Source organism: Kitasatospora sp. NPDC059571, from assembly GCF_042735675.1.
In the GTDB taxonomy this organism is placed as follows: Bacteria; Actinomycetota; Actinomycetes; order Streptomycetales; family Streptomycetaceae; genus Kitasatospora.
Map to the genome: position 1 here is coordinate 1 of NZ_JBHWBW010000219.1, position 12,203 is coordinate 12,203.

General features: G+C 75.5%; 13 protein-coding genes and 1 pseudogene. 3 read left to right on the forward strand and 11 right to left on the reverse strand.

Going from position 1 to position 12,203, the window contains the following annotated elements; translation table 11 throughout:
• Together ACFV0G_RS22845 and aceB are read right to left on the reverse strand one after the other, a co-directional pair.
• Nucleotides 1–363, reverse strand: a 363-nt coding sequence (locus ACFV0G_RS22845) for a gamma-glutamylcyclotransferase (protein WP_380550835.1), incomplete at its 3' end; no start/stop codon positions are given.
• Nucleotides 364–496: 133 nt separating this feature from the next.
• Nucleotides 497–2,149, reverse strand: coding sequence for a malate synthase A (gene aceB, locus ACFV0G_RS22850; RefSeq protein WP_380550838.1), 1,653 nt, complete (start codon nt 2,147–2,149; stop codon nt 497–499).
• Between the two features lie 188 nt (nt 2,150–2,337).
• On the opposite strand from aceB, the gene ACFV0G_RS22855 reads away from it, so the two are divergent.
• Entirely contained in the window at nt 2,338–3,129 is a 792-nt protein-coding gene (locus tag ACFV0G_RS22855) for an IclR family transcriptional regulator (RefSeq protein ID WP_380550841.1), read from the forward strand.
• Between the two features lie 4 nt (nt 3,130–3,133).
• On the opposite strand, the gene ACFV0G_RS22860 is transcribed toward ACFV0G_RS22855, so the two are convergent.
• Both ACFV0G_RS22860 and ACFV0G_RS22865 read right to left on the reverse strand, forming a co-directional pair.
• On the reverse strand, nt 3,134–3,445 hold the full coding sequence (locus ACFV0G_RS22860; RefSeq protein ID WP_380550844.1) for an antibiotic biosynthesis monooxygenase: 312 nt from the start codon (nt 3,443–3,445) through the stop codon (nt 3,134–3,136).
• A 224-nt stretch (nt 3,446–3,669) separates the two neighbouring features.
• Nucleotides 3,670–4,785: a hypothetical protein gene (locus ACFV0G_RS22865; protein ID WP_380550847.1), complete on the reverse strand. Its 1,116-nt coding sequence runs from the start codon at nt 4,783–4,785 to the stop codon at nt 3,670–3,672.
• A gap of 344 nt (nt 4,786–5,129) precedes the next feature.
• Between ACFV0G_RS22865 and ACFV0G_RS22870 the strand changes: the two genes are divergently transcribed.
• Nucleotides 5,130–5,459: a hypothetical protein gene (locus ACFV0G_RS22870; protein WP_380550850.1), complete on the forward strand. Its 330-nt coding sequence runs from the start codon at nt 5,130–5,132 to the stop codon at nt 5,457–5,459.
• Nucleotides 5,460–5,476: 17 nt separating this feature from the next.
• On the opposite strand, the gene ACFV0G_RS22875 is transcribed toward ACFV0G_RS22870, so the two are convergent.
• From ACFV0G_RS22875 to ACFV0G_RS22905, 7 genes and pseudogenes are all read right to left on the reverse strand, one after another.
• On the reverse strand, nt 5,477–6,625 hold the full coding sequence (locus ACFV0G_RS22875) for an alpha/beta hydrolase (RefSeq protein WP_380550853.1): 1,149 nt from the start codon (nt 6,623–6,625) through the stop codon (nt 5,477–5,479).
• Nucleotides 6,626–6,912: 287 nt separating this feature from the next.
• On the reverse strand, nt 6,913–7,776 hold the full coding sequence (locus tag ACFV0G_RS22880) for a universal stress protein (RefSeq protein WP_380550856.1): 864 nt from the start codon (nt 7,774–7,776) through the stop codon (nt 6,913–6,915).
• Nucleotides 7,777–7,834: 58 nt separating this feature from the next.
• Nucleotides 7,835–8,725, reverse strand: a complete 891-nt coding sequence (locus ACFV0G_RS22885; RefSeq protein ID WP_380550859.1) for a phosphotriesterase — start codon at nt 8,723–8,725, stop codon at nt 7,835–7,837.
• Between the two features lie 119 nt (nt 8,726–8,844).
• Nucleotides 8,845–9,240, reverse strand: a pseudogene (locus ACFV0G_RS22890) (carboxymuconolactone decarboxylase family protein); the annotation flags it as partial.
• A 1-nt stretch (nt 9,241) separates the two neighbouring features.
• Nucleotides 9,242–9,820, reverse strand: coding sequence for a DUF4865 family protein (locus tag ACFV0G_RS22895; protein ID WP_380550862.1), 579 nt, complete (start codon nt 9,818–9,820; stop codon nt 9,242–9,244).
• A gap of 10 nt (nt 9,821–9,830) precedes the next feature.
• Nucleotides 9,831–10,388 carry a TetR/AcrR family transcriptional regulator gene (locus tag ACFV0G_RS22900; protein WP_380550865.1) on the reverse strand — a complete coding sequence of 186 codons (558 nt, stop codon included), beginning with the start codon at nt 10,386–10,388 and terminating at the stop codon, nt 9,831–9,833.
• A gap of 133 nt (nt 10,389–10,521) precedes the next feature.
• Nucleotides 10,522–10,959: a group III truncated hemoglobin gene (locus ACFV0G_RS22905; protein ID WP_380550868.1), complete on the reverse strand. Its 438-nt coding sequence runs from the start codon at nt 10,957–10,959 to the stop codon at nt 10,522–10,524.
• A gap of 126 nt (nt 10,960–11,085) precedes the next feature.
• On the opposite strand from ACFV0G_RS22905, the gene ACFV0G_RS22910 reads away from it, so the two are divergent.
• Complete coding sequence (locus ACFV0G_RS22910; protein WP_380550871.1) at nt 11,086–12,075, forward strand: aldo/keto reductase; 990 nt, start codon at nt 11,086–11,088, stop codon at nt 12,073–12,075.
• Nucleotides 12,076–12,203: the final 128 nt, after the last annotated feature.

Here is a 12,203-nt window from a genome sequence, read left to right on the forward strand (position 1 = left end):
GAGGTAGGCCCGCCAGCCGCCGTACGCGGTGATCTCGCGGTGGACGCCGCGCTCGAGCTCGCCGCGGGCCAGGACCATGGACAGGCAGGGGCTGCCGTCGGCGAGGGTGATCACGCCGAGTTCGAGCTCGGGCGGCTCGCCCGGCAGCACGACGTCCCGCAGGTGCTCCAGCGGCACGTCGTAGAGCTCGCCCTCCACCGCGGCGTCGGCACCGGGGTCGGGCAGCAGGCCGGGGCAGACGTCCCGGATCGAGAAGAAGCGGTGGCCGGGCGCGGTGCGCACCGGCCCGATCAGGTACGGGGCGACCGAGGGGTGGAACTCGCCGCCGGTCATGGCCTGGCCGTTGAAGAAGATGCGCGCCACGGGGGACCTCCGGGAACGGCCGTTCCGCACGGCCGCCGGGCAGGGCGGGGCGGCCGTACGGAACGGAGCAATGGGCGCAGCCGGTGCGCCGACTTGGCAGGCGGCAGGCCGGTTGCGAGTGGATAGATTCGGGTCAGCCGAGCAGGGGCAGCGCGGGCAGGGTGAGGAAGTCGACGAACTCGTCCGCCAGCGCGACCTGTTCGAAGAGCCTGGCGGCCTCGGACCAGCGCCCACCGGCGTACGCGGCCTCGCCGAGCTCGGCACGGAGTGCGGCGAGCTCCTCGGCCACGAGCCGGCGGACGAGCTCGGCGGTGGCCTTCTCGCCGGTGTCGGCGAGGACGACGCCGTTGTGGATCCACTGCCAGATCTGCGAGCGGGAGATCTCGGCGGTGGCCGCGTCCTCCATCATGTTGAAGATTCCGACGGCGCCCAGGCCGCGCAGCCAGGCCTCGATGTAGCGGACTCCCACCTGAACGGCGTTGTGCAGGCCGGTGCGGGTGCAGGACCCGCCGGCGCCGGCGATGTCGAGCAGCTGGGCGGCCGTCACGGCCTCGTCTGAGCCGGGGTTGTCCTTCTGGTTCGGACGGTCGCCCAGCACCGCGTCGAAGGAGGCGCGGGCCACCGGGACGAGGTCGGGGTGGGCGACCCAGGAGCCGTCGAAGCCGCCGCCGGCCTCGCGGTCCTTGTCGGCCTTGACCTTCTCGAACGCGGCCGCGTTGACCTCCGGGTCCTTGCGGGAGGGGATGAAGGCGGCCATGCCGCCGATGGCGTGGGCGCCGCGCCGGTGGCAGGTCTGCACCAGCAGGCGGGTGTAGGCGGCCATGAACGGCGACGCCATGGTGACCGTGTTGCGGTCGGGCAGGATGTAGTGCTCGCCCGCGTCACGGAAGTTCTTGACGATCGAGAACAGGTAGTCCCAGCGGCCGGCGTTGAGGCCGGCGGCGTGCTCGCGCAGCTCGTAGAGGATCTCCTCCATCTCGAACGCGGCGGTGATGGTCTCGATCAGGACGGTGGCGCGGATGGTGCCGTGCGGGATCCCGAGGGCGGCCTGGGCGTGCGTGAACACGTCGTTCCAGAGCCGGGCCTCCAGGTGGCTCTCGGTCTTGGGCAGGTAGAAGTACGGCCCGGAGTTCGGGTCGTCGGCGCCCCTGGCGAGCAGCCGGGCGGCGTTGTGGAAGAAGTAGAGCCCGAAGTCGAGGAAGGCGCCGGCCACCGGGGTGCCGTCGACCAGCAGGTGGGTCTCGTCCAGGTGCCAGCCGCGCGGGCGGACGACGACGGTGGCGAGGCCGGCGGCGGGCCCGAGGGTGTAGGCCTTGCCCTGCGGCGAGGTGAAGTCGATCCGGCCCTCGAAGGCGTCGATCAGGTTGATCTGGCCGGTGACGACGTTCTCCCAGGTGGGAGCGGTGGCGTCCTCGAAGTCGGCGAGCCAGACCTTCGCGCCCGAGTTGAGGGCGTTGATCACCATCTTGCGGTCGGTGGGGCCGGTGATCTCCACGCGGCGGTCCTGCAGGGCGCGCGGGGCCTCGGCGACCCGCCAGTCGCCGGCGCGGACGCCGGCGGTCTCCGGGAGGAAGTCGAGGGCGCCGGCCTCGGCGATCTCGGCGCGCCGGGTCCTGCGCCGGGCGAGGAGCTCCTGCCTGCGGTCTTCGAAGGTGCGGTGGAGCCCCACGACGAAGGCGACGGCCTCCGGCGTGAGCACCTCCTCGGCGCGGGCGACGCGCGGACCGGCGACAGTGACGACCGGGGCGGCGGGGGAAGCGCCGACGGTCTCCTGGTCTGCAGCCATGGCAGGACACTCCTTGGACGGTTGAGCCAGCGACGGGAGTTCCGGTGGGAACTTCCGAGATCCGGACCCCCCTACGGGTGGGTTCCGTTCTGTACAGTGGAGACTAGTTTCCGCGATACAGAATTTCAACGGTTTGTTGATGTGATCGCCGGGACTCTACTCCTCCCCCGAGAGCGAAGGGAACACCGGTGGCCAGCACCCCCGCCGCAGCCCAGCCAGGCACCGAACGCGCTGGTGGCGTCCAGTCCGTCGAGCGCGCCTTCCAGCTGCTGGAGGCGCTGGCCGACGCCGGCGGCACGGCCGCGCTCAGCGAGCTGTCCGCCAGCTCCGGCCTGCCGATGCCGACCATCCACCGTCTCATCCGTACCCTCGTCCAGCAGGGCTATGTACGCCAGGACACCGCCCGCCGCTACACCCTCGGCCCGCGGCTGATCCGGCTCGGCGAGACCGCCGGCCGGCTGCTCGGCAGCTGGGCCCGCCCGTACCTGGCGGAGCTCATGGAGGTTACCGGCGAGACGGCGAACCTGGCCGTGCTGGAGGGCGGCGAGGTGGTCTACGTCGGCCAGGTGCAGTCCCGGCGCTCGATGCGGATGTTCACCGAGGTCGGCCGGCGCGTCCAGCCGCACTGCACCGGCGTCGGCAAGGCGCTGCTGGCCCAGCTCCCCGAGGACGAGGCCCGCGCGGTGCTCGGCGCCCAGCCGCTGCCGGCGCACACCCCGTACACCCTGACCGACCCGCAGGAGCTGCTGCGCCACCTGGCGGCGGCCCGCGAGTCCGGGTACGTCGTCGACGACCAGGAGCAGGAGATCGGGGTCCGCTGCATCGCCGTGGCGGTACCCGGTGCCCCGACCCCGACGGCGCTCTCGGTGTCGGGGCCGGAGGCCCGGATCCGGGCGCTGGAGGACCAGCACGGCGAGGCCGCGCTGGTGCCGGTGATGCGGGAGATCGCGGCCCGGCTCGGCCGGGTGCTGGCGCCCTGACCGGTCACTGCAGCGACAGGTCGGCCTCCTGGGCGGCGGCCACGGTGAACACGGTCAGTTCCGGCTCGGTGCCCACCCGGCGGAAGAGCTGCGGGGCTGCGGGGCGCTCCGGCGCGTTGCGCACCGCCTCCAGCGCCGTCATGTCCCGCCAGTGGCTCTGGATCCGCCAGTGCCCGGAGGGTCCGCGCAGCAGCTCCGTGCGCAGCAGGCCGTCCGGCAGCGGGCCGGACACCAGCTCCCGGTAGAGCGCCACCAGTTCGGCCTCACGGTCCGGCGCGACCACCGCGCCGACCTCGCTCACCACGTACTCGGCCATCGCCACCACCTCACTCGGCTCCGGGGGATTCCAACGTACGACGAGCCGGGCGCGGCGGCCGCGCGGCCCGCCGCCCCCCCGGCCCCCACCCCCCACCCACAGTCCCCGCCCCGCCCCCCCCCCACCCCGGGCCGCGGGGGAAACCCCCGACCGCCGCGCGGGGGGCGGGGGCCGGGCGGCGCCCGGCTCCCCCGGACGGCGCCCGGGCCCCGGCCCGGACGGCCTCAGCGGTAGACCCGCAGGTAGTCGGCGGCGAAGGCGAGCGGCGCGGTGCCGGCCGGCGCCGGGTGGTAGCGGCCCGCGACCACCGACAGGTTGAGGATCGGGTACGCGGACCAGTCCGGCCCGACGCCGGTGCCGTCCGACCAGACCTTGACGCCGTTCAGGTACCAGTCGACCGAGTCCGCGCCGTACGCAGTGCCGACGGTGACCCAGCCGCCCGGGGCGACGGCCGCCGGGTCGGTCAGGTACGTGCCGGCGGGCCGGACGTGGTTGGTCAGCTCCAGCAGGTTGGGGTTGTCCGGGTGGTACTCGAAGCTGTCGACCTCGCCGTTGCCGTCCTTCCAGGTCCACAGCGCCGGCCAGGCGCCCAGCCCCTTCGGCAGCTGGACCCGGGTCTCGATGTAGTCGCCGGTGCGCAGCCGGAAGCCCTGCGAGGTGCCCTCGGTGGTGAGCAGGCCGGTCGTCCAGGCCTGCCGGCCGTTCTCCAGGACGTGCCCGGACGGCCGGGCGGTGAAGGCGGCGACGCCGCCCGCCACGGTCACGGCGCTGCGGGTCAGCCAGTCGAGCTTGTTGTCGGCCGGGTTGTGGTTGCCGTAGCGGTACGCGCTGGTCCAGTCGCCCATCCAGACGGCGCCCCAGGCGATCGGGTGGTCGAACTCCTCCGAGAAGGCCAGCGCGCGGCCGGCCGCGGGCGGGGCGGTCACCGGCCCGGTGGCGGCGGCGACGGTGAGCGGCTGCGCCGCCAGGTCGTGCCAGGCGCCGAGCCAGTCCTGCCAGGTGCCGAAGGCCGTGTAGGTGCCGGCCGGCAGGGCGCGGGCGCCGGTGGCGACGCTCGTCCCGGCCGGGCATATCCGCCGGGTCTGCGCGCCGCCGGGGAAGTCGAGCACGTGCCCGGCGGCGTCCCGGACGGCGACGCCGACCCGGCGGGCGTAGAAGCAGGCGGAGGAGTGCAGCACGAGCTCGGCGCGCTGGGCGACGCCGGCGGTCATCGCGGTCGGCGCGAGCCGGTCCTGCACGACGGCCGGCGCCGCCTCGGCGCGGCCGGCCAGCGGGACGGCGACCAGGGCCGCGGCGCAGAACGCGGCGGCCAGCCGGGACGGGAGGGTCAGGGCACGCATGGCGGCACCTCGGGGCGCCCGGGGCAGAACGGGGCGACCGGGCACCGGGGTGCGCGGCCGGACCGCTCCCCCGCTCCTGCCCTGCTCCCGCGGTCGGACGGCCGGCACCGAGCGGACAGGAATCGGCGCCCCGGCACCACGGTCCGCAGACGCGGACACTGGGACGCTAACAAGCCGTTCGGTGACGCACCAACAGATACGGGCCGTCCGGGCGGCCCGTCCGCGCCCGGCGCCGGGGTGCCCCCGCGCCGGGGCTGGGGGAACGATCAGGGCGTCCGCTAGGTTGAACGGGGTGCGGCCGCCCGGCCGCACCGATCCCCGCACCGAGCCGAGGACACTCCGAGATGACCGCGCCCCTGCCGGGCTTCGCCGGCCACACCTACCTCTTCCAGGTCGACAACGGCGCCGCGTTCCGCAACTCCTACTCGGCCGACGGCCGGCGGCTGCGCTGGGAGGGCCTCGGCGAGTCGGCCGGCCAGTTCGAGGACGTCGCGCTGCACGTCGCGCAGACCGGCCCCCGGCAGTGGTTCGTCAGCTGGACGGAGCAGAGCGGCATCACGGTCAGCCATGTGATGGACCTGGCCGCCCTGACGGTCCGGGTCTTCTGGACGTACGAGGGCGAGGGCGGCCGGGTCGGCGAGCTGCACACCGGCACCCTGGAGCAGCTGGCCTGAGCACCGGGCGGGGCGGCTCAGACCGCCGCGAGGTGCTGGCCCAGCCACTCCAGCGAGGGCGGCAGCAGCTGGGTCCAGGTCTTGAAGTTGTGGCCGCCCTGCGCCACCGTCGCCTGTCCCACCGTCATCGGCGGGCGGACGGCGGCCTGGAAGGCGTCGGTCTGCTTCTTGTAGTCGCCGTCGCCCGCCAGCGGGCCGGCCAGCAGCGCCGCGAGCTTCGGCTGCGGCAGGTGGCCGAGGCGCCACATCAGGTCGGCCTCGTTGCGGCGCTGCGCACTGCCCTTGAACAGGTCGCCGGTGGTGGAGTCCTCGGCGGCCTTGTAGTAGCCGGAGACCGAGACCGCGGTCGGGTACACCTCCGGGTGGCGCATCGCCATCTTGAGGGCGCAGTAGCCGCCGGTCGAGTTGCCGATGATGCCCCAGGCCGCGGGCTCGGACGACACCCGGTAGCTCGCCTCGACCACCCGCGGCACGTCCTTGGTGAAGTACGACTCCGCCTGCGCGCCGCCGGCCACGTCCTCGCACTCGGTGTCGGTCGGCATCGCCGGCGAGGGGCGCATCAGCACCAGGACGGTCGGCCGCATCTTGCCGGCCTGCACCAACTGCAGGGCGGTGCCCGGGTAGTTGAGCCGGGTGATCAGGTTCTTCGCATCGCCCGGGAACCCGGTCAGGGCGACCGCGGCCGGGAAGCGGCGGTCCTTGAAGGCCGGCTGGAAGTACTGCGGCGGGAGGTAGACGTACGCCTCGGTGGTCAGGCCGGTCGCGGACCCGGTGATCCGCACCGACTGGATCTGGCCCACCTGCTGCGGGTCCTGCCCGCCGCCGGGCGCGTCCACCTTCTCGTGGCCCAGCAGTTGCGCCTTCACCACCGGCGGCGGGACCGCGCCGGCCGGCCGGTTCTCCGCGGCGGCCTGCACCGAGACGGGCCCGGTGCCGCCGGTGCCCAGCAGGTCGTCCCAGCTGCTGTAGAACGCGAAGTAGTTGTTGGCCGCCAGCCCGATCGCGCACAGCACCGCGACCTGCGTGCCCAGCAGTGCACCGATCCGGCCCAGCACCGCCGGGACGTTCGTCCGGGCGAGCCGCGGCCACCCCCACACCGTCGCGGCCATCGCCGCGATCGCGGCCACCACCGCGATCGCCAGCACCGAATGGCTGGTCAGCCCCATGATCCTGCTGCTCCCCGTGTCCTGCGCGGCACCACCTGGCGGTACTGTCCGCATCCCGTCGGCACGGCCCGGCGGTACTCCGCCCGGCCCCCCTTGAACCCACGCCGAACCGGGGGTGCCCGGTTGCACCCGGCGGCCGCCGATCCGGGCGGACGGATGCGCCCGCCCGCGCCGACGGTCAAGTATGCCCGTCCCCGGACGTCCGCCGATAACCGGCCGTCCGCACCGGAACGGCCCGTCGGCGCCGTGAACGGCGCGGGACGGCGCGGCGGCTGCGGCGGCGCGGGTCAGAGCGGGACGACGGCCACCGGGCAGGCGGCGTGGTGCAGGACGGCGTGCACGGCCGTACCCAGCCGCAGGCCGAAGTGCGGGGCGGGCTGGCGGCGGGAGACCACCAGCAGGGCGGCCTGCCGGGAGGCCTCCACCAGCGCGGCCGCCGTGCCGCCGCTCACCTGCCCGGCCCGGAAGTCCACGTCCGGGTACTCCTCCCGCACCGGGTCGCAGATCCGGGCCAGCAGCTGCTCGTGCAGCCGGGCCTCCTCGCCGATCTCGTCCACCATCGGCGCCATGTGGCCGACGTCCGCGACCGCCGGCGACCAGCTGTGCAGGGCGCGCACCGGCAGCCCGGTGCGCTCACCGGCCCGCAGGGCGAAGCGCAGCGCCGGGCCGTCCCGCTCGTCGCGGACGGCGACCAGCACCCGGCCTCCGGGCGGTTCGGCGTCGCGCACCACCACGACCGGGCAGACCGAGTGGGCGGCGACCCGCAGGCTGACCGAGCCCAGCAGCAGCGAGGCGAAGCCGCCGTGGCCGCGGGTGCCGACCACCGCCAGCTCGGCGTGCTCGGCCGCGGTCAGCACGGCCTCGGCGGCGTCCCGCGGGACCACGTCGCCGGTGATGCGCAGCGCGGGGTGGGCGGCCCGGAGCTTGCCGAGCGCCTCGTCCAGGGTGCCCTCGGCGTCGCGCAGGATCAGGTCGGTCACGGCCGTGCTGGTGCGCGGCGAGAGGGTGACCGTCCCGGTGTTGACCGCGTGCACCAAGTGCAGCGGGCACTCACGCCGGACGGCTTCCTCGGCGGCCCACTCGGCGGCCGCGGCGGCCCGCTCCGAACCGTCCACACCGGCGACCACGCCTGCGGGGGATCTGCTGTTCATGACCGGCTCCCGGGTGTCCTTGCCCGCGGCGCGGCCCCGCCCGTGCCGCCTGTCCCTGCTACCAGGATGCTCCCGAATCCGGCGCCGGGTCATCCGTGCGCCGGGGGGTCCAGGGCACCGCGAAGGCGACGGCCGGGTTGGCGGTGAACACCCGGTGCGCGAGGTCGGGCCCGAGCCGCGGCCGGATCCGCCGCAGCAGGTACGCCATGCCCGGGTTCCCGCGGGCGGCCGCGGTGGTGGTGTCGCCGCCGAGCAGCAGCCGGTCGGCGTGGCCGGCGTCGGCGAGCGCGGCGAGGCAGTCCAGCAGATGGTGGTCGGTGGCGTGGTTCGCCGCGGAGGGCCCGTCGAGGGCGAGGTAGGCGCCGGAGGCGGCGAGCCGGCGGTGCAGGCCGAGGTCGGGGAAGCGGTTGAGGTGGCCCAGGATCACCCGGTGCGGCGGGACGCCGAGGTCGCCGCAGAGCAGCTCCAGGACGTCCTCGGCGGCGGTGCCGAGCTCGTGGTGGACGGCGATCGGCGCCCCGGTCGCCCGGTGCGCCTCCGCGGCGCCCGCCATCGTCCACCGGGCGTGCGCGTCGAGGCCGTGGTAGGCGCCGGCCACCTTCACCAGCCCGGCGTGGCTGCGCAGTTCGGCGGTGAACAGCTCGGCCGGGTCGAGCCGGCGCAGGGCATCCCGGTCCGCGTAGTGCATGGCCCGGTGGAGTCCGGTGGCGGCGACCAGGTGGACGCCGGTGCGCCGGGACAGCTCGGCCAGGTCGCCGGGGCGCCCGCCCATGCCGTGCGGCGTCCACTGGACGACGGAGCGGCCGCCGAGGGCGGTGAAGGCGCGCAGTTCGGCCTCGGCGGCGGCCGGGTCGTCCAGCTCCTGGCCGGGCAGCTGCGCACTGGCGAGGAAGAGGTGGTCGTGGGAGTCGGTGACGCCGAGCTCCTCCGGCGGCAGGTCGCCGAGCACCGTCCGGACGGTGGGCGCGGGGGCGGCGCCGGGGGCGCTCCCCGCGCCGCTTCCGGCGGCGCCGGCCCGCCGCCCGCCGCCCCGCCGGCCGGCTCCGCCAGCGCGGCGGCGGCGACCCGCAGGGCGGCCAGCGCCTTGGGGACGCCGATGTACGGGGCGAGGTGGACGAAGCACTCGGTGATCTGCTCGCCGGTGAGGCCGACCCGCAGGCCGCTGCGGACGTGTCCGTGCAGCTGCGGGTCGACGCCGCCGAGGGCGGCCAGTGCGGCGAGGGTGAGCAGTTGGCGGTCGCGGGCGTCGAGGCCGGGCCGCTGGTAGGTGCCGCCGAAGAGGCTGGTGACGATCCAGTCGGGGAAGCCGGGCGCCTGCCGTTCCAGGGCGGGCAGGGTGGCCTCGCGGGTGGCGGCGTCCTGGAGGTCGGCCAGTACCCGGTAGCCGGCGGCGCGGTCGAGGACGGCCGGGGTGAGGCCGGCGGGGACGGGGTCGGCGGGGACGGGGTCGGCGGGGGTCGCCATGTCAGGCCTCCACGGGGGCGGGGAGCAGGTCGAGACCGGGGCGGGACAGGTGCAGCACCCGGTAGCGGGTGCCCTCGGCGCCGGGCGGCGGGGTGTCCTGCCAGAGCGCGAGGTGCAGCAGCTCCCAGCGGTCCGGGTCGACGGCGACGGCGGCGCTGTGCAGGCCGGGGGCGTCCGCGAGGCCTGCGAGGGCGGCGGTGACCGCCTGCGCCGGGTCGGCGTCCGGCGCGAGGGTGTGCAGCACCCGGGTCGCGGCGGCGGGCACGGCGGAGGCGGCCGGGCCGCGGTGGAATCCGGCGCCGAGCCAGTGCCGGACGGCCGGGCGCCCGAAGTCGGCGCTCAGCCCGCCGAATCCCGGCCCGGTGAGGAAGGCGGCCATCCCGGCGGCGGAGTGCCACAGGTAGAGCGGCGCGTACTGGTTGACCGGGGAGCCGTCGCGGCCCCGCTCGCGGACCAGGTAGGCCTTGAGCCCGAGGCCGGGCAGGCCGTCGGTGAGGTGCGCCCGGGTGGCGACCCGGCGGTGGACGATCCCCATGTCGTAGTCGGCGGGGAGGGTGATCTCGTACTGCATCGCCTGCACGGCGGGCCTCCTACGGGGTGCGCAGCAGCGCGAGGGCGCCGCGGACGGCCTGGTGGAAGGGTTCGGGGTCGTCGGCGGCGCGGGCCAGCACGTAGCCGCCCTGGACGACGGCGACGACGGCGGCCGCGAGGTCGGCCGGCTCGGGGCCGTCGGCGAGCTCGCCGGCGGCGCGGCCCTCGGCGACGATCCCGGCGATCCGGCCGCGCAGCCAGGCGAAGGTCTCCTCGACCGGCGCCCGCAGCGCGGGGTCGGCCACCACGTCCGGGTCCTGCGCCATCCGGCCGATCCGGCAGCCGCGCATGACGTCGCGCTGGCGCAGCAGGTACCCGGCGATCCGCTCGTACGCGGTGCCGGGGCCGTCGAGCAGGTCCTCGGTGGCGGCCCGCAGCTGGGCGGCGCTGCGGCGCAGTGCCGCGGCGGCGAGGTCGGGCTTGCCGGTGAAGTGGTGGTACATGCTGCCCTGGCCGGCGCCGGCGTGCTGCTGGATGGCCTTGGGGCTGGTGCCCACGTAGCCGCGCTCCCACAGGAGCTCCTGGGTGCTCTCGATCAGACGGTCCTGGGTGCTCATGGCGATCACTGTACATACTGATAGGTACAGAATCCAGCGATGCGAGGGAGACGCCCCGCCGGCGGCGCAGGGCCCTGACGCCGGCTCCGATCGCCCCGGGGCGGCGGCCCTGCCGTGCGGCGCGCCCGCCGGGTCAGCCGCTGCGCAGCAGGACGGCCGACAACGGCACGAAGCCGCCCGTGCCGCCGCCGGTGTCCGGACCCGCGGTCCGGCGCAGCATGGCCCGGGCGATCCGCTCGCCCTGGGCCTTGGCGCGCTCCGCGACCGGGCCGCCGTGCCGGCCGTCCACCGCCGCCTGCCAGAGCTGGACCCACCGGCCGAAGTGCTCGGCGGTCAGCGGCCGGCGGCGGTGCAGCCCCTGGTGCGGGGCGAAGGCGTTGCGCCGGTAGTCGGCGGTGCGCAGCAGGGCGCTCTCCCAGAAGTCCGTGATGTGCGGGAGGTGCGCCTCCAGCTCGAGCCCGGCGACCTCGGTGAAGTACGGGCCGATCAGCGGGTCGGCGAAGGCCGCCGCGTAGAACTCCCGCAGCAGCCGCTCCAGGTCGGCGCGGTCGGTGATGTCGGCCCCGGGCACCGCGGCTCCTCTCCGCCCCACTGCCCCGGGCCGTCCGCCCGGGCTGCCGTCAGGCTACGCCGGGCGGGCCGCCGGCCGGCAGGGTCCAAGGTCCCCGCCACCACCGCCACCTGGCAGGATGCCGGTATGACCTATCTCCCCTCGGACGACCGCTACGCGTCCATGGCCTACCGGCGCGCGGGGCGCAGCGGCGTGCAGCTGCCCGCCGTCTCGCTCGGCCTGTGGCACAACTTCGGCGACACGCAGCCGCTGGACGTGCAGCGGGCGGTGCTGCGCCGGGCCTTCGACCGCGGCATCACCCACTTCGACCTCGCCAACAACTACGGCCCGCCGTACGGCAGTGCCGAGCGCAACTTCGGCTACCTCTTCGCGCAGGACTTCCGGCCGTACCGCGACGAGCTGTTCATCGCCTCCAAGGCGGGCTACGACATGTGGCCGGGCCCGTACGGCGACGGCGGCTCGCGCAAGTACCTGCTCGCCAGCCTCGACCAGTCGCTGGACCGGATGGGCCTGGACTACGTCGACGTCTTCTACTCCCACCGCTACGACCCCTCGACTCCGCTGGAGGAGACGATGGGGGCGCTGGACTCGGCGGTGCGCTCCGGGAAGGCGCTGTACGCGGGCATCTCCAACTACCCGGCGCAGCAGCACCGGGAGGCGGTGGAGATCCTCCGCGGGCTGGGCACGCCGGTGCTGATGAACCAGATCAGCTACTCGATCCTCAACCGCTCCGCCGAGGACGGCCTGCTGGACGCGATCGGCGAGACGCAGACCAGCCTGATCGCCTTCTCCCCGCTGGCCCAGGGCCTGCTGACGGACCGCTACCTCAGCGGCGAGGTGCCGGCCGGGTCGCGGATGTCGGTCGGGCACTTCCTCAAGGAGGAGGCGCTGACCGGCCAGAAGCTGGAGCAGCTGCGGGCGCTGAACAAGGTCGCCGAGCAGCGCGGCCAGACCCTCGCCCAGCTGGCGCTCTCCTGGGTGCTGCGCGACGAGCGGGTGGTCTCGGTGATCATCGGCGCGTCGAGCGTCGCCCAGCTCGACCAGAACATCGACGCGCTGAACGGCGGCCCGCTGACCGCCGAGGAGCTCGCCGTGATCGACCGGCTCAGCCGCTGACCGACCGGCCCGGCCGGCCTGCGCCGTCGCGGGCACCCCCCCGCCCCGGGCGCCCCCGCGACCCCCGGTCAAGCCCCCCCCCCCCCAGCGGGGGCGGGCGGCGCGGGGGGCCGGGGGGCCCGGGCCGC

Excerpts from the sequence above, each read along its gene's own strand:
- ACFV0G_RS22880 (WP_380550856.1), bottom strand. The coding sequence starts at position 7,776 with ATGAACAGCAGATCCCCCGCAGGCGTGGTCGCCGGTGTGGACGGTTCG.
- ACFV0G_RS22900 (WP_380550865.1), bottom strand. The coding sequence starts at position 10,388 with ATGAGCACCCAGGACCGTCTGATCGAGAGCACCCAGGAGCTCCTGTGG.
- ACFV0G_RS22875 (WP_380550853.1), bottom strand. The coding sequence starts at position 6,625 with ATGGGGCTGACCAGCCATTCGGTGCTGGCGATCGCGGTGGTGGCCGCG.
- ACFV0G_RS22865 (WP_380550847.1), bottom strand. The coding sequence starts at position 4,785 with ATGCGTGCCCTGACCCTCCCGTCCCGGCTGGCCGCCGCGTTCTGCGCC.
- ACFV0G_RS22860 (WP_380550844.1), bottom strand. The coding sequence starts at position 3,445 with ATGGCCGAGTACGTGGTGAGCGAGGTCGGCGCGGTGGTCGCGCCGGAC.
- ACFV0G_RS22870 (WP_380550850.1), top strand. The coding sequence starts at position 5,130 with ATGACCGCGCCCCTGCCGGGCTTCGCCGGCCACACCTACCTCTTCCAG.
- aceB (WP_380550838.1), bottom strand. The coding sequence starts at position 2,149 with ATGGCTGCAGACCAGGAGACCGTCGGCGCTTCCCCCGCCGCCCCGGTC.
- ACFV0G_RS22910 (WP_380550871.1), top strand. The coding sequence starts at position 11,086 with ATGACCTATCTCCCCTCGGACGACCGCTACGCGTCCATGGCCTACCGG.